Genomic DNA, 19,655 nt, shown 5'->3' on the forward strand with positions numbered 1-19,655 from the left:
TCATCACTATGTCTCACTCTTGCTTTCATTGCCTTGAAAGTGTGCCAAACGGATTTAGCGCAAACGTTATAATTGACGATATAGCCCAGCCAATGTGTTGCATTGGCTGCCAAGCAGTTGCGCAAAATATTGTTGATCAAGGTATGACTGATTATTATAAATACCGAACTGTTCGCGCAGGCAAGGTTGAGCAACTGATACCTGAGCAACTCGCATTTATAAAAAGTTATGACAACGAAGATATTCAAGACGAATTTATAGCTACTAACGACAATATCTCAGAGGTATTGTTGAGTGTTGAAGGTATAACCTGCGCAGCGTGTGCATGGCTTATCGAAAAACAACTCTTAAACTTAAAGACTGTAAAACGGGTTGATGTAAATACATCCACCAACCGCGCGATGATCCAATGGGATAAAACCAACACCCCATTGAGTGAAATTATTACCGCACTTGCCAAAATTGGTTATAAAGCCTACCCATTTCAATCAGATATTGAAGCTCAACAAAAGCAACAAACTGCCAAAGCCTATATTCGCCGCTTAGGTGTTGCAGGCTTAATGACCATGCAAGTTATGATGTTTGCGTTTGCCATGTACTTTGGCATGTTCTCCGGGATGGACAGCAATTTTGAGCAGTATTTTAGATGGATCAGCTTAGTACTTGCCTCTCCGGTTATTTTATATAGCGCACTGCCCTTTTTAACCAACGCCATAAATGGCTTAAAAGCAAAACAGCTCAATATGGATTTACCGGTATCGCTGGCTATTTTTGGTGCGTTTGGCGCAAGTTGTTACGCCACATTTATGCAAGTCGGCGAAGTATATTTTGAGTCTGTGTGCATGTTTACCTTTTTACTTTTATTAGGTAAGTACCTTGAATTTAGAGCGCGTTTAAAAGCGAGCGAATTTACTGCCAACTTACAAAAATTATTGCCATTAACAGCCCGCACCATTAACGAAAGTGGTGAAGAACTTATAATTGCAGCCAAAAAACTAAAACTTAATGACGTAGTACTCATTAAAGCGGGTGAAACAATCCCTGCCGACGGCGAACTTATAAAGGGTAAAACTACGGTTGATGAATCAATGATGACGGGCGAACACCAACCCGTTACAAAATTTATCGGCCACAATGTCTACGCCGGTTGCGTTAACCATGACGGTGTTATTGAAATAAAAATCAATAAAATTGGCCAAAATACGCTTTTAAATCAAATTATCCGCTTGCAACACAACGCATTAACTAAACGCCCTAAACTGGTTGAAATTACAGATAAAGTTGCGCAATGGTTTATAGCGTGCCTGCTTATATTTGCTTCACTTACAGCTATTGGCTGGTACCAAATTGACCCTGAACACGCATTTTGGATCACCATTTCGGTTTTAGTTGCTACCTGCCCATGTGCCCTGAGTTTAGCCATACCAACCGCACTTACATGCGCGGTTGCAACCTTGACCCGTAAAGGCGTATTAATAAAACAAGCGCATGTGCTCGAAACACTCTCACAAATTACGTTATTTGCCTTTGATAAAACAGGCACACTTACTCAAGGTAAATTTAGCCTAGATGAAGTAGATATACTCGATAAGCAATACACAAAAGCGCAAGTGCTAGATATGGCAGCTATGTTAGAGCGTTATTCTGAGCACCCTATAGCCAGCGCATTTGATGAAATTACTCCTGCTCACCACAATCTTAATAACGTTGAAGTGCATCCAGGTCTGGGAATTAGCGCACAAGATGCAACTAATCATTATGCAATTGGTAAAAGTGGTTGGTTTGATAGCAAAAAATCAAATGCACAAGCAAGCTTGTATATAAATAAGCAGGTTGTTGCACGTTTTTACTTTATTGATAAAGTAAAAAACGATGCTAAAAAGCTTATAGACTCACTTCAATCGCAAAACTTAACGTGTCATATGTTAACCGGTGACGCGTCAGATGCTGGGCAAAAAGTAGCTAAACAACTTAACCTTGAAAGTGTGCAATCTGGGTGTTCGCCACAAGATAAACAAACAGCTGTTGAACAATGGGCGTCACAAAACGAAGTAGTTGCAATGGTCGGCGATGGCGTAAACGACAGCCCTGTATTTGCCAGTGCACATTTATCTATTGCTATGGAAACCGGTGCTGACATATCAAAAAATAGCGCCGATGTAGTGCTCCTTAATAGCGATTTAGCTTCAATTGATCATTTACTCAATGTGGCAAAACAAACCAGACGAATTATTAAGCAAAACCTTGCACTGTCTTTATTGTATAATGCATCCATATTACCATTGGCAGCGCTGGGCTTAGTCGCTCCGTGGATGGCTGTTATTGGCATGTCTGCCAGCTCAATTATTGTGATTAGTAATTCACTAAGGCTATTAAAGTTATGAGCATAATTTACATTTTGATCCCCATTGCCATTTTGTTTGTCATTATTGCTATAGGCGTTTTCTTTTGGGCCGTAAAAAGTGAGCAGTTTTCTGATTTAAATAAGCAAGGTCATAGTATTTTGTTTGAAGACGACAAAGAGCAACATAACAAAAGTAATGATTGACCCTCTTTACACCAGCGCATTTTTAATGGGGCTAATAGGTAGCGGTCATTGCATTGCCATGTGCGGCGGTATTGCAAGCTCATTACAACTGGCAAGTGATAAACGCAAAGCATTCACCTATTCATTTGCCTATAATACCGGACGTGCACTGAGCTACATGGCAGCAGGTGCACTTGTTGCTGGTATTAGCAGCCAATTTGCTAGGCAAAACACATCTTTTTCTTTAGCACTTTCATTCATTGCAGCTATTTTTATGCTCCTTGTCGGCGTGTATATAATGCGCTTAGGCCCTACGTTGCAATGGTTAGAAAAAATTGGTAAAACCTTAGTGTGGCAACACATTGTTAAGCTAAATAAATACTTAATGCCTATTAACTCACCATTTAAAGCCCTAGGTTACGGTGCTTTGTGGGGATGGCTTCCATGTGGACTTGTTTACTCAGCACTTACATGGGCGATGACTAGCCCAAGTGCCCTAGACGGTGCTTTAGTGATGCTTTGTTTTGCTTTGGGTACTTTCCCCGCAATGATCACGTTAGGCGTTACCGCACAAAAACTAAATAGTATTATTAACCACCCTTGGACCCGAATTGTATTGGGCAGTGTTATAATCTGGTATGGTATCTACTTATTGATAATTGCAACTGACAAGCTGATACAATAACCTATTCGCAGTATTAACCTTTTATGGTTATTTTGCAGTCGTGTGTATAAAAATTTAAACGGATTAAATTATGGATTTCTCTCAAAGTCGCGCTAAAGGTAATTGTGCTATTAGCTGTAATAACTGCAGTATTAGTCAATTGTGCTTGCCATTTTCTCTCAATGGCCAAGAAATGGATAAGCTAGACGAAATTATTGAGCGAAAAAAACCACTCCATAAAGGCGATTATCTATTTGAATCAGGCGCACCTTTACAGGCGATTTATGCTGTACGCTCTGGCTCATTTAAATCGTACACATTATCAGAGCAAGGTGATGAGCAAATAACCGGGTTTCATTTAGCGGGTGACTTAGTAGGCTTTGACGCGATAAGCAAAATGGCGCACCAGAGTTTTTCACAAGCACTTGAAACGTCAATGGTGTGCGAAATACCATTCGATACCCTTGACGAACTTGCTGGTAAATTACCAAAACTTCGTCAACAAATAATGCGCTTGATGAGCAGCGAAATTACATACGATCAAGAAATGCTGTTATTACTCAATAAAAAATCAGCAGAAGAACGCTTAGCTAGTTTTATTTATAACCTGTCAGAGCGTTTTGGTGAACGTGGTTTTTCACGCAAAGAATTTAGATTTACCATGACTCGCGGTGAAATAGGTAACTACTTAGGCCTTACCGTAGAGACCATTAGCCGTTTATTAAGCCGTTTTCAAAAAGCCGACTTAATAAAAGTAGAAGGTAAATTTATTACAATTTTAGATAATGATGCCTTAGCTAAAACGGCAGCAATCGTTAAGCCTCGCTAAATTAAATAGTTTGATTTAGAACAACAATTTATATGCTACCCCTTTAACTGTTTTATATTTGCGTTACACTAATTGTACACCCGTTAGGCAAATGGAGTAGCATATGAACACTATTAAACGCATTATTGCGGTTATTGACCCTACCAAAGACGAGCAACACGGTTTATCACGTTCAATAGACTTAGCCAAAAAATCTGGCGCAAGTATTACCGCCTTTATGACGGTTTACGACTTCTCTTATGAAATGACAACGATGCTATCTGGCGATGAACGCGAAGCAATGCGTGATGCCGTACTAAAAGATCGCCAGCTATGGCTTAAAGATTTGGTTTCACCTTACAAAGATATAAATATTGACACCCAAGTGGTTTGGCATAACCGTCCTTATGAAGCCATAATCGATACTGTAATTGATCAAAAGTACGATTTAGTAATTAAAGGCACACATCAACATGGTGCACTTAAATCCGTTATTTTCACCCCTACCGACTGGCATTTAGTACGAAAATGCCCTGCCCCGGTGTTGTTTGTTAAAGAAATGGCATGGCCAGAAAACGGTAATATTTTAGCTGCTGTGAATGCGGTTAGTGAAAACGAAGAACATGTAGCACTTAATAAACGGGTAATTAAAGACGCACAATTTTTATGTGAACTTGCCAACGCAAAACTTAATTTAGTTAATGCTTATCCTGCAACGCCCATAAATATAGCAATTGAAATTCCTGAGTTTAACCCTGGACTTTATAACGAATCAGTTAAAAAACACCACATTGAATCAACCAATGCACTTGCTGCTGAGTTTAATTTAAGCCAAGAGCAATGTTTTATTGAAGAAGGCCTACCAGAGGATGTAATCCCTGATGTAGCTAAGCGGTTAAATAGCGAATTAGTTGTTATTGGTACCGTTGGTCGTACAGGCTTAAGTGCCGCTTTAGTAGGTAATACAGCAGAGCATGTAATTGATAGCCTTGACTGCGATGTACTAGCACTTAAGCCCGATGGTTACGTAAGCCCGATGGCAAAGAAACTAGATTAATTAAAAATTTAGCAAGTAACAAACTGGATATTACTTGCTAAAAATACCGTGTTTAATTACATCCTAAACTCGCATATTCAGGTGGTTTGGGTATAATACGCCCCTTTATTTTTAGCAAATAACTTTGCTGTATTGTTTTACTAGGGGGCGTAATTGTCACACTCAGATCAAGCTAAAGCTCAATTTAACTTAAATAAGCTACAAAAGCGTTTACGTCGCCAAACTGGTCAAGCCGTTATGGACTTCAATATGATTGAAGAAGGTGACCGTATAATGGTGTGTTTATCAGGTGGCAAAGACAGCTACACAATGCTTGAAATGCTTCAACATTTAAAACGTGTAGCACCTATAAAGTTTGATCTCGTTGTTGTAAACCTAGATCAAAAACAACCAGGGTTTCCTGAGCACGTTTTACCCCAGTATCTTGATAAATTAAATGTAGAATACAAAATTGTAGAAGAAGATACCTACAGCATTGTTACTGACATTATTCCTGAAGGTAAAACAACCTGTTCACTTTGCTCACGACTGCGTCGTGGTATTTTATACCGCACAGCAAATGAGTTAGGCGCAACTAAAATAGCCCTTGGCCACCATCGTGACGACATGATTGAAACGTTGTTTTTAAATATGTTTTACGGTGGAAAACTAAAAAGTATGCCGGCTAAATTAATGAGTGATAACGGCGAGCATATGGTTATTCGCCCACTTGCATACTGCAAAGAAAGCGATATAAGCCAATACGCATTTGCACAAGGTTATCCAATTATTCCGTGTAACCTATGTGGTTCGCAAGAAAACCTACAGCGTAAACATACAAAAGCAATGCTCGCTAAATGGGATGCTGAGCACCCAGGCCGTATTGAGAGTATTTTTACAGCAATGCAAAACGTCGTGCCTTCACACTTAGCTGATGCTGATTTGTTTGATTTTAAAAACTTACAAACCGGTGAAGTCATTGATGGTGGCGATATAGCTCTTGATAAGCCAGACATTCCTAAAGTGCCTGTTACTAATGAGCTTGATGAACAAGAAGCGCCAAGTGTAGTTACTATAAATTTAAGCTAACATATCTAGGCTAACAAATTTAAGGGGGTTGTATTTATGTACAACCCCCTTAAATTTACCAATTCAGCCTTACGTTGTCTTTTTAACTCTCAGCTAGGCCTTGTAAAAACTCTAAACTTAACTTTTCTTGTGCATTAGTCTGATACGGCAACTGCTGTAAACTGTCGTACGAGAAATCGTTTATATCAAAATGGCTTATTTCACTATTCCCAAAGCTGTTACGCTCACCTGGGCTTGGCGACATTCTTTCTATTACAAAGTCACTTAAGCGCATATCGGTAACGCCCTTAGGTAATACTGACCAATGAGCTTTTAAGTCTACGGTTTGGCTCCCTTGTGTTAAGCGTTCCTTAGATACCAAATGAGCAAGTGGTGTATCACCACTATATAAATTCGCCCTAACACGATACAAACCACTTTTTATCACCGTTAAATTAGCTGGCATAATCATGTTTTCATTTTGAGCATAAGCTATTTCAAAACCTGTCAAAGTAGCACTTGGCGGCATATATTGAATTTGCGCAACTACGGGTACTTTTTTGCCGTCAACATCGCCCTGCACATACACTTGCAAACTACGAGGGTAATCTTCATCTTCTTTAAATGTAATAATTGCCTCACCTTCACGCGCATTGCCCGTATGGGTATTTAATACTTCCTTTGTATCAGTATTTGCAAGTTCAATGACCACTTTACCAAGCCCTTGAGCGCTTACCTTTATTGTTATTTCTTCTGGATATACAAAACGATATTGTTTGAGGCTTACCGTTAAAGCATCGCCGCTTTCACCTATGGGGCTCGACACAGGATAAAACTGATTTGGCTTTAATCGATCTTCATCTAAAGGACTTAAAGGTTGAGAATAAGGAGGAAACTTAAGTGCACTTTCGTATTGCATCACCACTTGCTGCGCTGCTTTTGTTAGGTCTTCATTAAACGCAATTTGCTTTTTTGATTGTGGTTTTTTAGCTTTAGGCACATCTATAGGGATCACTTTTACAGGCGATAAGTCAGGTGCGTTCGCGCTGTGTTTAATCTGTGGTTTTATTGGCTCAGCAACTTTATGAGCATCATTTTTACCAGTAAACCATAGCGAGAATAAAATAGTGCTAATAATTAAAGCAACGACATAAAATTTTTTCATTTTTATATTTCAATCTTTTATAAGGCGTATAGTTTTTAATACCAATCTGCTTATATATGGGTCTATTTAACGTCAAGAAAATTACGCTAGAACTAGGCAAAAATTTTTGTATCTAGTTGTTCTCGGCAATTGCTCCCTGCATTGCTCTACCTCCTGCATCCATGCAGTCGTAAATAAAAAATTTTTAACGACGTTATAGTGGAATTTAATTCGTTAAATTGATCAAAGATTTATGCAGATTGGTATAACTACACGCCTTCTATGTTATGGAATCACATTATAAATAAGTGCTGATGCACTTAAATTATTTGAATCCCTAATATAACGATATTGTTTTTTCCAAAACCAACTACCTGTAGTTTTATCAAACGTATTAAACCCTACGTTATTACCTTCAACATTTACGTTATTCATGGCTATTGTGACATTACCTTTACGCTGCGCGTTATGTATTTCGTTATGGCTATAACTGTCACTCATCATCATTGGATAATGATTTGGCATAAAGCTACTAACAGCATCACCTTGCGATTTTAAATGGCCATCTGTATCAATACTGCTGCTACAACTTCCAAACGAGCCAGCCGAACTTGCACCACATGAAGAGTGCGATGCTACAACCGAATCATCATTACCTTTTAAAAATCCACCTGTTAAACCTAAATACGCATTACCATCTGCCACAAAGCGTAATCTAGGTGTACGTGCATCAGGAAATGGCGATATTTTACGGGCATTATTCACTTTTAAATCGTGTAATACACCAACAGCTTCGGTTACATCGCTCCCTAGCCACCATTTGAGTGCTGCATCGACCGCAAAGTTCCATGATGCGCCAGTTAAAGCACTAACTGCTACATCAGCCAGCTCACTTCCACCGCCCGCGCCTGCTAAATCAAACGTCGCAACAATATTAAGCGGCTGTAAGCCTGCGTTTTCTAACCAGTTTTCTTGGTTATCAATAATATGGCGTGCAACTAAGTCGCCTGTTGAATGTGTTACAAATACACAGCCATCACTGCATAAATTAGAGCGTGAAATTTGCTTTAACTTTGGCCACACCCAATCGGTAGCAATTTTACCTTCAATTCGCTCATAAGCAGGCCAATCAATTCGCTCATCTGCACGATTATTCCAGTACGATTGCCAATATGTTTCACCGTCATTAATTACATCACTACCCGACTTATTGGTTATTTGCGAAGTTTGTAACCCGTGAATTAATATAATTTTGTAGTCTTTACTCGCAGCAGAAAAGCTCATTAGCATAGCAAGCCCAGCACCAATTAGGTGACTTGGTTTAATTAATGTGTGTGTGCGCTTAGTGTTGTTCATACAATTCCTTAATGTTGTGTACGTAATATTTTATTATCATTTAAGGTATTCATACTAGGGCTTGTCAGCCTTGGCGTTCATCAGTATTAGGAACAAAGAACAAAAATGCAACAATTTATTATCATTTATAGAGATGAAGAAACTTATTACTTGTTATTTAATGGGTTAATAAAGAATAGTTGTTAAATTTAAAATTATCAGGGATGTTTCGAGAGTAATATTGAGGGGGGTTAGGTTGAGCGGGTACCGGTAAAGGTGCCCGCTTTAGAATAAGGACGTAACTAATCTAGCCGTTAGCTTTGAGTTCACTGGTAAATTGCCCAATCGCATTTACAACTTCTTGTGCGCCTTGCTGAATTTCCTGCATCACATCACCCGACTCTTTAGATAGTGCTAAACCTTGCTCTGCTTTTTCTTTACCTTTTTCTATTACAGCCACCGTATTTTGGGTTTGTGATTGGTTACGCTGTACTACTTCTACTATTTCTTCTGTTGCTTTTGATGTACGAGATGCAAGCAGTCGAACCTCGTCTGCAACCACAGCAAAGCCTCGACCTTGCTCGCCAGCTCTAGCCGCTTCAATTGCGGCATTTAATGCTAACAAATTGGTTTGCTCTGCAATACTACTAATACTTTGTACAATACTCGATATTTGTTGCGACTGCTGATCAAGCGCTGAAATTTCACTTGCCGCTTGCTCCATGTTAATAGCCAGCTCGGTCATTACTGCAACCGTATCTTGTATAACGCTCGCGCCTTGCTCTGCTTTTTTATCCGTTTGGGTTGAGGTGCTATAAGCAATTTCGGCAGCCTTAGATATCGCAATTTCTTGATTTACTTGCTCTGTAATAACTGTTGCAAACTTCATTACTTTATAAAGCTCATTCGCGTCATTTGAGATTGGGTTATATGACGCTTCTAACCATACAACATTGCCGTATTTATCAACACGCTTAAAGCGCTCCGCTATAAACTGTCCTTCTCTTAATTTAGCCCAAAACTGTTGATACTCTTGGGAATTATACTCTGAAGCTTCACAAAATGTGCGATGGTGTTTTCCTATTAATTCACTTTCTTGATAACCCATTGCTGATAAAAACTGCTCATTTGCTTTTAAAACATGGCCTTCTAAATCAAATTCAATTACTGCCATAGAGCGATATATCGCTTTGATAGTGTCGCTTTGCTCGCGGGAAGCCGTAATTGTTTTTGTAAGCACACTCCCGAATATAGAAAAATAGAGCAACTGATCTTGCTCCCCTTTTACAGGATGTACTATTAAACGTAACCATTCAGCTTTACCATCACCGCGCGCAATTTGTAATGCACCGCCCCAATGTCCTTCTTTTTTTATAGCTTGCTGTAGGCTTTTAAATTCGACAGATTGACGAGATGACTCAGTAATAAAATCATCAAAAGAGTTATTAGTAAGATCGTCTTCGTTGTAGCCTAAGTTTTCTAAAAACCTATCATTGGCGTGCGAAATTCTGCCATCGTAGAGAATGTTCAGTACTAACATCTCTCGGTAAAGCCCTTCCCACACTTGTTGTAACGGATAGAGTTCTGCTTTTAAAGAGGCTATTTCATTTTGCTTATTTTTAGAAAAAAACATTAATATCCTTAATTGGGCGTGTTGACCTTTGTGGATTGAAATTTGTTCAATCTAGGGGCGATTAAATCACGGCGCGAGGTTTGTAACCTAGTGGGCTCGATAACTGCTCCTGCGTTATTCTAATGGCTTACATCCATGTAAGAATAAGTAAAAACCGAGCAAAGCTTCCGCGTCCTGCTCACGCCCCTTACCTACATCCATGTAGGCAACAAAGAGTTAATCGTCCCTAGAAAGAACCCAAAGGGCAGCGTATGTTTGGTATTTATACTACGTTATCGCCTATTTATGGGAAATACCACACTACATAGGCTCTGCCTTGCCTAAAAACCAAACACACTACTGCAAATTCACCCACCAAAGATCAACACGCCCGAATACATTCAATATAAAATTAACTTTAGTATAGAAGACATTTATAATAACGCGATAAATAACAAGCAGTTTGAAGCTAAATTATTAATAAAAAATTCAAATTAAGCTTAAAATTGTAACCTTTCATATAAACCAGATGCTCTTGATACGCTTTTATTCATTGCTAGTTGCAGTACTTTTTTGTCAGCCACCAGCTCAAACTTATTTTTAGCGCGGGTTATTCCCGTATACACTAATTGCCTGTTAATACCCATGCGCGCTTGTTTTAGCGGTGGCAGTACCATAGCGGTGTAACTAAACTCTGAACCTTGTGATTTATGAATAGTCATTACGTATACTTTATCGTGTGCAGGGAGTCGTGCTGGCGAAAATGCTCGTTGATTACCTTGCTCGTCAATAAATATGGCTTTGAGCTGATTGCTTTCATCGGGCATTAAAATACCAATATCGCCGTTAAATAACTTAAGCTGGTAATCGTTTTGGCTCACCATAATGGGCATGCCTGTATAATGATGAGTATTAGGGCTAACTGTTATTAAACCTTGCTGTTGCAATACGCGCTCTATTCGCTGATTTAAGCTATGCACGCCGTAATCGCCCTCTCGTACCGCAGCTAAAAGCTGATAACTAGCAAAAGCAGCATGCACCTGAGCAACATCTGCACCTTGGGCAATTAAGTTAAGGTATTTTGCATAATGACTTGCTGCACTTTTAACAAGCTTTTCAATTGGTTTCGCTACAAAGTCGTAATCTAAAATTACATCGTTAAAACGCCCTTCGGTACTTTCTTGCTCAACGTAATTTAAAATACCGGTGTTATTTGTGTTTACCGCAAGTGCGAGTTGACCAATGCCGCTTTGTGCATCAAATCGATAACTGTGCTGTAAAAAGGCAACGCAATCTGCGAGTATAAATTCACTCACGCTTTGCGCTACGAGCTTAGGCTCATTATTAAAACATAAGCTATTTAGCTCATCACAACGTGCTTGCGAGTAGCGTGGCGTTTGCCCAAGTGTTAAACCTTGGCATAAATCGCTCATTACGCTGCCAGTATCTACCGAGGCAAGCTGGTCTTTGTCACCTAGGAGTATTAATCTCGCATGCGCAGGCAGTGCTTCTATTAATTTAGCCATCAGCGATAAATCGACCATACTGGCTTCGTCAATAATCAGCACATCTAAATGCAGTGGATTGCTTTTGTTATGTCTGAATTTATTAGTAAACGGTTTTACGCCTAATAAGCGATGAATAGTTTGAGCGTTTTGCGGTATCAGCGTTTTTATATCATCAGGAATCGTTGTGAGCTTATTTTTAGCGCCTAAAATAGACTCACTTAAACGTGCAGCGGCTTTACCTGTCGGTGCCACCAGCTTAATGCTAAGCGGCGCGGTTTTATAAAGTGACTGCAAAATAGCCAACAACTTAGTCACTGTGGTAGTTTTACCGGTACCTGGACCACCCGTGATCACGCTAAAGCCTTTGGTGGCAGCAATCGCACACGCCACTTTTTGCCAATCAGTTTCAATTGCAGAATCAGCAGGAAAATAGGTATTTAAAAGTTCTGCCAATATTTCATTATTAATATTGAGCTTTCGCTCGCTCATACTTAATAATCTGTCAGCGAGTGTTTGCTCATAACCGGCAAGGCGCGCAAAATAAAGTCGCTCTTTAAACAGTTGCAGTGGTTTACTCTCGCCCACGCTTTCATGGTTTTGTAAATAACTGAGCGCTGTATGTACATTAAAGTCATCACTAAACGGGCTTAGCGTACTGGGTACATTGCCATCTAGTTTATTAAAGTCGCTTTTGCGCAAGTTAAAAGGATTGCTCCAGTCAACCTCATTTAAAGTTAGGCAGCTATGCTGACTTTGCTGCGATAAGCACAGTAATAAAATAATATAAAACAGCTCATTATGTGTTTGCTCAATGTCATTAGCACACAGTAATTCAGCGAGTTTAACATCAACCACACGTAGTCTATTTTGCGCTAATAAATATTCAAGTAACGGGACTTCGATAATAGTATTATTTAACACAATGTCCTCTAATGGGACATCTTGTGCTACATTTTTTGAAGTAAGAGGCTCTACGGCTTCATTATTAAGTGTCTCGTCTATATCGTCAAACAAGCCAGGTTGCTCATTTAAATCGCTCATAGCATGGCTCCTTGGCTAAATAAGCCATCTAAAATAATCACTTGTTCTTCAGTTAGCTTTTTAAAGTACACGCCTTGCCCTGCCGGCATCCCACGTAAAAACGTGTAATACACGCCGCCTAAATGGGTTTCTATTGAGTAATCAGCTATACGTTGTTTTAATAAACGATGCAGCGCTACCGTGTAGATTAAATACTGTAAATGATACTGATGACTGCTCATCGCTTGCTCAAGCATGTCGCTCTCGTAATCAGCTGGCGTGCTACCTAAATAATTAGACTTATAATCTAAAATATAATATTTGCCTTGGTAGCAAAATATTAAATCGACAAAGCCTTTTAACAAGCCCTTTACGTGCGAAAATTCAAGCTTACTTTGTGTAAAACCAAAATGTTTAACCAGCATTTCGTTTAGCTTTGGTGCACTTAAGCTCTCAAGAGGTAAATTAAATTCCATTTCGACTAGGCAATCTCTGGGTGTAAGCACACCCAATGAAAGAAGGCTTTTTTCTAAAGAACTGTTATCTAGGGGGCACGCAAGAACATCAAGTACCCACTTTTCAGCCACTTCTCGCCATTGATCACCTATGTGGTACTTTTCAAGGCTGCGCTTAACTACTTCAGATAAGTTTTGCTCGGTATTAGTTGGGTGAACTATTGGGCTAGTAAAATCTATTTGTTCAAATATTTCGTGTAAACAGCTACCAGGCTTTGCCCCTTTAGGAAAACTATAAGGTGATGGTAGTTCGTCCTCTTGCACTGCAAACTCGTCTTTTTCGTGATCTTCATCACTTCGCCCTGGGGCTAATTGGTCGCTGTGCTTTTTAAAGCTCAACGCACTAAAGCTGGTTGCTCGCCAGTTACGTTCAATATTTGCTGTTACTTTATTAACACTTAACGTTTGCTGCGCACTTTCACTGTTATTAAAACAAAGTGTTCCCTGCTCTAATAATGTTTGTGAGGTAAATTGCTGATAGCTCATCGCGCTGTTAGCGTCGCAAAACTCACTTAAATGCGTGCGCCATGTTTGGCTACTGGCAAGTTCAAGCCCTGCAAATAAAACATGCCCAAGTGCACTACTTTGCATAGCCAAGCGGCTACTTTGTCCTTGCCCTATGTTATAAACACCAAGCGCACAAAAATGTACGGCGCGAGTAAGTGCTACATAAAGCAGGCGTAAATCTTCAGCTAGGCGTTCTTGTTCTGCTTTTTGAAGGGCATCTTCGTCTTTACTTAAATCGTAAACTAGCTTGCCATTATTATGATAAAGCGCTTCTTTTGTTTCGCGATAGCCACTGGCAAACGGCATAAATACCAAAGGGTATTCAAGCCCTTTTGAGGCATGCATAGTGACAATTTTAACTAAGTTGGCGTCACTTTCTAGGCGTACCTGTACTGTTTCACCGTCTTGTTGGCTTACCTTTTGTGCAAACCATCGCAGTAAACGCAGCGTGCCTTCAAGCTCTATTTGTTTTTGCTGAAGTATTTCGCCCAAGTGCCTAAAGTCCGTCAGCCAACGCTCAACGTTATATCCTAACCCTTGCCATTTAGCGCTAAGTTGGTTATGGCTCATTAAGCGCTCAAGCATTGCCATAGCGCCTTGCTTGTTCCAAATGTGGCTAAGTTGTGCAAAAAAGTTTAAGTAGTCTTGCCATTTATTTTCATCATCAGCGAGTGCATGTATTTCGTTATAACTTAAACAAAATAGCGGACCAGCTAAAACACCGCGCAGCAATGACTCATCATATTGTCCATGCAGCGCTGTTAAAAAGTTAAGTAGGTGATGGCTAAGCTCTTGGCTAAAAACGCTCTCGCGCGATAAATACACGCTGGAAATTTTGGCATCACCTAGCGCTTTTTTCATTATTTGCGCTTCAACACGGTCGCGCACTAATATACAAATATCGGCAGCGCTGACAGGGGTACTGCCAATACACGCATCCCCTTGTTTTGCTTTTTCAAGCAGGATCACTATTTTATTAGCAAAGTGAGTGGCTAAATGTGCTTGCCCTACACCTTTGTTGGTTGGTTTGTTTTTTTCGTCTGCGGCTTCATCCACAAATACATTAAATTCGAATGCGGTCGTGGGTTTGCCATCAATTAAAAAAGAGTCTTCCGCTTTTTTACCTTTAGCAGCTACTGCGTTAAAGGGGATGGCGTCGTTATAAATAAAGCTGTTAGCGTGTTTGCCAAATAAACTATTAACGCTATTGACTATATCGGTGCTTGAGCGAAAGTTAGTACCCAGCGTAAATTGCTGATCAGTCTGTACAGCTTCTTTTGCGCCAATATAGGTAAAAATATCTGCGCCCCTAAAGCCATAAATAGCTTGTTTAGGGTCGCCTATCATGGCAAGCGTGGTATTTTGTTGCCCATAAATTTTACTAAAAATACCGTACTGAATCGGATCGGTATCTTGGAATTCATCAATCATGGCAACCGGGAACAACTGCGCAATTTTTTGCGCTAGTACGTCGCCTTGCTCGTTATTAAGCGCACTGTGTAAATTGGTCAATAAGTCATCTGGGGTGATAACGCTTTGCTCTTGCTTGCGCTTAACTATTGCGGCTTTTACCCAGCGTGCTGCATGTTGTACAACCGCTATTTTTAGCCCTTGGTTTATGGTGTTGTTAAGGGCGGCAAGCTCGTCAAACTGACTCAGTAATGGATGCACAAATAATGGCTGATTTTTTTTATAATTGCTCACATCGCTTAAGTTTTCTGTACTCCACACTTCAAACGAATACTTGCTAGTGCCAAATTCAAAAAACAAATCGCCGCCTAAACAAAATGCTTCAAGCGCACCAAGGCTGCCTTTTCGTGCTGGCGTTTTAGACCCGCTTAAACCCGAGCTTTTAATAGCACCGATAAACTCTTGCTCTAACACCGCTTTTTTAAATGCAGGCACACGGGTTATGTACTCGTCACGGGCTTTCCATACATCATCTAAATTTATTTGTGGTGTAATGTGTGCATTAGCTTTGTTTAAAATGCTCGCCACTTGAGCGAATAAAGACTCTGGTGCGGCAAATACATCTAAAATAGCATCGGTGCGTTCTTTATTAAGTGGGTATACAAACGCACGCCAAAAATCTTTAATGGTTTCAAGTAATATGTCGCGCTCATCTAAAATAAATTCGAGATTAAACGCCACTCCCGACTCAAACGCATGTTGTTTTAGCATCCGCTGACAAAAGCCATGAATAGTAAAAATAGCGGCTTCGTCCATTGATTTAGCAGCTGCATCGAGCAAATCAAACGCGCGGTGCTTATCATCAATTTTGGCAATTACGCCTTCAATGAGTTCGTCGTTTGGGTCTTGCCCAAGCAATGCGTCGCGCGCAGCAATAATTCGGCTGCGTACGCGGTCTTTAATTTCTTGGGTGGCGGCGTCGGTAAAGGTTACAACCAAAATTTGCTCAACACTGAGCGGCGTACTTAACTCACCTTCTATTTGCATACCTAGTAAGTAACGTAAATACAGCCCCGTAATCGTATAGGTTTTGCCGGTACCCGCACTGGCTTCTATTAAACTTTGACCAATGAGCGGCATAGTAAGAGGATTAAGTGCTTGCATGGTCACTCTCCTTTGCGTGTTCAAATAAAGGCGTGAGCAATTTATCACTCCATTTTATAAATTCTTCTTGGCAGTCATTTAGCGATTGCACCGTTAAGCGAATATACGGATTTTCGCCCTCGCCTCGCCCTATGTATTGCGGGCTAAATTTGCTCATTGCTTTTGTTATATCGCCGCCGCTTTTAACGTATTCATAACCACTTACCGGAAAGAACGGCACAGGCTCCGCGCGCAGCGCTTTGTATAACTCAAACCAATCAAGTAACAATGCATCGGCATCAGCTTTATTAATTGGCGCAAAGGTAATTTGCTTATCAAGCCCAAGTAACAATGTTTCTACTTGTTGATCCATACTTTGCGCTGCGAGGTGATAAATAAAGCCTTTAATTAAATCTTTCGCTTTAATACTCGCACTGCGGTAAAACACTTGTTTTTGCAAATACACATGATTGAGCCAGCCCTCTATTTTAGTGCCTTCAATGGTAAGCAAAACTTCTATTGGCTCACTTTTCCCGCCTTTAATGTGCTCTTTTACTTGCCCTGCAAGCGCGTCAACTCGGTGCTCCATACTCTCAAATATGAGACTGCCTACATTGGCTTGAGGTAACTCACCCCGCTGCAGTATTTGCTCGGTACTTAGGGGTTGCTCGTTTATATTGGCTTTAAGTATTTCATCAAGGTAAAAATAACGGCGCAGCGCATCTAGGCTAAAGGGTTCTTCGTCTTTTGCTACTTCGTTAAATTGTGGCAGGCGTAAGCCCAATGTTTGTTGATAAAAGCTCTCTTGTGCGCTGCACACACTTCTAATAAACACATCAAGATCTAGCTGATCTGGCACAGTCACATCAAGCGCAATAACTGGCTCTGCTTTAATTGACTCACTTGGCAGCCAAATTGGATTGTAACTGTGGTTGCTCAGCACAGTATTTGCTTGCTCATCGGCTAAATAGTAATGGCTATTAAAGGGCTGTAAATGCTGCTGATTAATTAGACATGCGGGCAGCGTTTTTTCACTCTTTTCGCTTAATACAAAACTACGCCCAATATATTCTAACAGCTCGCTTACAAGGGTTGATGGCATGCGCGGTTGGTTATCAAAACACGAGCGACCAATGTAACTCATGTATAAGTTGTCGCGGGCACTCAGTAGCGCTTCTAAAAATAAGTAGCGGTCATCTAATTTACGTGATCGGTCACCTTTTTGCTTTTTAGAATAAGGCACTAAGTCAAAACCAATAGGCTGTACGTTACGCGGGTAGTCAGCATCGTTTAAGCCCAGCATGCATACCACTTTAAATGGTACGGCGCGCATGGGCATAAGCGTACAAAAGTTTACTTGCCCAACCAAAAACCGCTGCCCTACGCCTTTTTCTTGAATGCCTTGTTTAACTAAGTAACTAACAATACGCTGCGAAACTGCTTTACTGTAATCGCCGTTGTCGTGGTGTTTTTGTAACTCTTCGAGCACGTTTTGAAGTACTAATAAATCCCAGCTGTCGTCGCTTTCACTTTCGTATATGGCGTTTAATAGCTCGCTTAAAATATGCGCTTTATTAGTGAGCGTATCATCGGGCGTTAGCTGCTCTTTAAAGCTTTGCAGTACATCAATAAAATGTACGAGCTTGTTAAGTGTATCAAGCGCCATGCCTTCTACTTCATCAGCGCTGTAAATACCGTTAAACGGGCATTGTTCGTCGCGCATGGCTATACCAAGCAGTAAACGGTTGAGCCCATGTTGCCAGGTATTTAAATCGATAGCGGGTAAATCAAAGCTGCTTTTATGCGCTGCGTTTATACCCCATTTTACCCCTACACGTTCAAGCCAATATTGAATTTGCTCGTATTCGTGCGCTTCAAGCCCAAACTTTTCGGCTATTTGCGTCACTTGTAATAAATCGAGAATATCCGACACACCAAAGCGCGAAAACGGTAAGTTAGCTAAACTCGCAAATGAACTAAGCACGGGCTTTTCTTGCTCTATGGCTAAATCGGCTAATGCGTACGGAATAAAACGGCTGCCTTGCGCCCCGCCAAATACAGCTTCAATATAAGGGCTGTAAGTGCCTACATCGGGCATCATGACAATTATGTCTTTGGGAGTAAGCGTTGGGTTTTGATTAAATAAGTTAAGTAAGTAGTCGTGCAAGCGCTCAACTTCTCTGAGCGGTGTATGGCAATCGCTGAGCGTAATACTGGTGTCGGTTGCGCTGATTGGTAACTTACCTTCGTCGTTTATAAACCACTCTTTGTTATCGGTCAGCGATTCGCCTTTAAACGCAAGCTGATAAATCTCGCTTTGTACTTGCCCTAGTAAGGTGTCGTCAAACACATCAATAAAACCATCAATCCAACGGGCATCTAACTGTACAAGTTGTTCAAAATAGTCGCGGCCTAATTTACCCCACGACGATAACAACGGATTACCAATAAAGTAGTATTCTTCATCTGGATTGGTTTGTTTTTTTTGTTGCGCTTCCACCAGCGGCATTTTGGCGTATTTAGCGCTTATTTTAGCTGCTGTTTTTTCATCTATGATATCGCCCCAGTAGTGCTCACTTGGGTTAAAAAAGAATAATATAACCTCTGTTTTTTTACTCAGTGCTTCAAACACCTCAAGCTGGGAGCTGGCAATCGCCGATATACCAAATAAACTAATGCGTTGTGGCAGTATGCTATTATCCATGGTCTCAAGTGCTGCAAGTAATTGCCCTTGCATGTTAGCGCGATGAAATTGGCTTTGCCCAAGCTCTTGGCTTAGTTTTACAATGCGTCGCCATAAATCAGGTTGCCATGGGGCAATGGCTACATCTACGTCATCAAGCTCATCTTTGCCGCTATCCCATGTGGCTATCCAGTGTGGTCGGTACATTAAATATTGGTCGTACACGTCGGCTATTTTTTCACATAGCGCAAAGGTTTTTTGCCCGTCAATATCGCCCTCTAAATAGGTTTTTAGCGGCAAATATAATGGCTCATCAATACAGTTTGGTAAAATTGCAAACAGTTTCCAAGCAAGGTTGGGCTTATTAAATGCCGACTCTTTAGGGACATTTGGCAGTAATTGCTGATACAACTGCCAAATAAAGCTCGACGGCAGCGGAAAATCTACCTGCGCTGCGACCCCTAAGTTTTCGCTCAAACCTATTTTTAACCACTGCGACATACCCGGCGATTGCACTAGCACCACTTCTTTGTCGAACGGGCTTTGCAATGGGTTTATTTTTAACAGCTGGTGGAACTGCGCTTGCAGGGCTTCCATCCGGTTTGATTGAATAATATTTAGCATATAACACTGACCTTGCTTGAGATAAAACCAGTGTAAGATATTTTCAATATT

The 19,655-nt window shown here is 40.5% G+C and carries 12 protein-coding genes; 6 read left to right on the forward strand and 6 right to left on the reverse strand.

Annotated features, from left to right (window positions below; all coding sequences use genetic code 11):
- Nucleotides 1-8 precede the first annotated feature (8 nt).
- The 6 genes from H5087_RS08615 to ttcA all read left to right on the forward strand — a co-directional run bounded on the left by H5087_RS08615 (nucleotide 9) and on the right by ttcA (nucleotide 6,124).
- A complete protein-coding gene (locus H5087_RS08615) occupies nucleotides 9-2,384 on the forward strand; it encodes a heavy metal translocating P-type ATPase (RefSeq protein ID WP_182671755.1) in 2,376 nt (791 codons plus the stop codon).
- Nucleotides 2,381-2,548: a cbb3-type cytochrome oxidase assembly protein CcoS gene (ccoS, locus tag H5087_RS08620; RefSeq protein WP_002963071.1), complete on the forward strand. Its 168-nt coding sequence runs from the start codon at nucleotides 2,381-2,383 to the stop codon at nucleotides 2,546-2,548. Before H5087_RS08615 ends, ccoS begins: the two co-directional genes overlap by 4 nt.
- The gene (locus H5087_RS08625) at nucleotides 2,541-3,212 is read left to right on the forward strand and encodes a sulfite exporter TauE/SafE family protein (protein ID WP_182671756.1); all 672 of its coding nucleotides are present in this window, start codon (nucleotides 2,541-2,543) and stop codon (nucleotides 3,210-3,212) included. The genes ccoS and H5087_RS08625 overlap by 8 nt, the downstream gene beginning before the upstream one ends.
- Nucleotides 3,213-3,282: 70 nt before the next feature.
- On the forward strand, nucleotides 3,283-4,020 hold the full coding sequence (locus H5087_RS08630) for an FNR family transcription factor (protein ID WP_002963069.1): 738 nt from the start codon (nucleotides 3,283-3,285) through the stop codon (nucleotides 4,018-4,020).
- A gap of 103 nt (nucleotides 4,021-4,123) precedes the next feature.
- Nucleotides 4,124-5,056: a universal stress protein UspE gene (gene uspE / locus H5087_RS08635; protein WP_182671757.1), complete on the forward strand. Its 933-nt coding sequence runs from the start codon at nucleotides 4,124-4,126 to the stop codon at nucleotides 5,054-5,056.
- A 153-nt stretch (nucleotides 5,057-5,209) separates the two neighbouring features.
- Complete coding sequence (ttcA, locus tag H5087_RS08640; RefSeq protein WP_002963067.1) at nucleotides 5,210-6,124, forward strand: tRNA 2-thiocytidine(32) synthetase TtcA; 915 nt, start codon at nucleotides 5,210-5,212, stop codon at nucleotides 6,122-6,124.
- A gap of 82 nt (nucleotides 6,125-6,206) precedes the next feature.
- Here ttcA and H5087_RS08645 read toward each other — a convergent pair whose 3' ends face one another.
- The 6 genes from H5087_RS08645 to recC form a co-directional block, all read right to left on the reverse strand.
- Complete coding sequence (locus tag H5087_RS08645; RefSeq protein WP_182671758.1) at nucleotides 6,207-7,268, reverse strand: hypothetical protein; 1,062 nt, start codon at nucleotides 7,266-7,268, stop codon at nucleotides 6,207-6,209.
- 264 nt (nucleotides 7,269-7,532) lie between these two features.
- Nucleotides 7,533-8,603: a hypothetical protein gene (locus H5087_RS08650; protein WP_182671759.1), complete on the reverse strand. Its 1,071-nt coding sequence runs from the start codon at nucleotides 8,601-8,603 to the stop codon at nucleotides 7,533-7,535.
- 286 nt (nucleotides 8,604-8,889) lie between these two features.
- Nucleotides 8,890-10,215 carry a PAS domain-containing methyl-accepting chemotaxis protein gene (locus H5087_RS08655; protein WP_182671760.1) on the reverse strand — a complete coding sequence of 442 codons (1,326 nt, stop codon included), beginning with the start codon at nucleotides 10,213-10,215 and terminating at the stop codon, nucleotides 8,890-8,892.
- Between the two features lie 479 nt (nucleotides 10,216-10,694).
- Nucleotides 10,695-12,743 carry an exodeoxyribonuclease V subunit alpha gene (gene recD / locus H5087_RS08660; protein ID WP_182671761.1) on the reverse strand — a complete coding sequence of 683 codons (2,049 nt, stop codon included), beginning with the start codon at nucleotides 12,741-12,743 and terminating at the stop codon, nucleotides 10,695-10,697.
- Nucleotides 12,740-16,318 (reverse strand): exodeoxyribonuclease V subunit beta, encoded by a 3,579-nt coding sequence (recB, locus tag H5087_RS08665; protein ID WP_182671762.1) that lies wholly within the window; start codon nucleotides 16,316-16,318, stop codon nucleotides 12,740-12,742. The genes recD and recB overlap by 4 nt, the downstream gene beginning before the upstream one ends.
- On the reverse strand, nucleotides 16,305-19,604 hold the full coding sequence (gene recC / locus H5087_RS08670; RefSeq protein WP_182671763.1) for an exodeoxyribonuclease V subunit gamma: 3,300 nt from the start codon (nucleotides 19,602-19,604) through the stop codon (nucleotides 16,305-16,307). Before recC ends, recB begins: the two co-directional genes overlap by 14 nt.
- Nucleotides 19,605-19,655: the final 51 nt, after the last annotated feature.

The sequence above is a fragment of the Pseudoalteromonas sp. SR43-7 genome, from assembly GCF_014163785.1.
In the GTDB taxonomy this organism is placed as follows: Bacteria; Pseudomonadota; Gammaproteobacteria; order Enterobacterales; family Alteromonadaceae; genus Pseudoalteromonas; species Pseudoalteromonas distincta.

Excerpts from the sequence above, each read along its gene's own strand:
- H5087_RS08615 (WP_182671755.1), top strand. The coding sequence starts at position 9 with ATGTCTCACTCTTGCTTTCATTGCCTTGAAAGTGTGCCAAACGGATTT.
- ccoS (WP_002963071.1), top strand. The coding sequence starts at position 2,381 with ATGAGCATAATTTACATTTTGATCCCCATTGCCATTTTGTTTGTCATT.
- H5087_RS08625 (WP_182671756.1), top strand. The coding sequence starts at position 2,541 with ATGATTGACCCTCTTTACACCAGCGCATTTTTAATGGGGCTAATAGGT.
- H5087_RS08630 (WP_002963069.1), top strand. The coding sequence starts at position 3,283 with ATGGATTTCTCTCAAAGTCGCGCTAAAGGTAATTGTGCTATTAGCTGT.
- uspE (WP_182671757.1), top strand. The coding sequence starts at position 4,124 with ATGAACACTATTAAACGCATTATTGCGGTTATTGACCCTACCAAAGAC.
- H5087_RS08645 (WP_182671758.1), bottom strand. The coding sequence starts at position 7,268 with ATGAAAAAATTTTATGTCGTTGCTTTAATTATTAGCACTATTTTATTC.
- H5087_RS08650 (WP_182671759.1), bottom strand. The coding sequence starts at position 8,603 with ATGAACAACACTAAGCGCACACACACATTAATTAAACCAAGTCACCTA.
- H5087_RS08655 (WP_182671760.1), bottom strand. The coding sequence starts at position 10,215 with ATGTTTTTTTCTAAAAATAAGCAAAATGAAATAGCCTCTTTAAAAGCA.
- recD (WP_182671761.1), bottom strand. The coding sequence starts at position 12,743 with ATGAGCGATTTAAATGAGCAACCTGGCTTGTTTGACGATATAGACGAG.
- recB (WP_182671762.1), bottom strand. The coding sequence starts at position 16,318 with ATGCAAGCACTTAATCCTCTTACTATGCCGCTCATTGGTCAAAGTTTA.
- recC (WP_182671763.1), bottom strand. The coding sequence starts at position 19,604 with ATGCTAAATATTATTCAATCAAACCGGATGGAAGCCCTGCAAGCGCAG.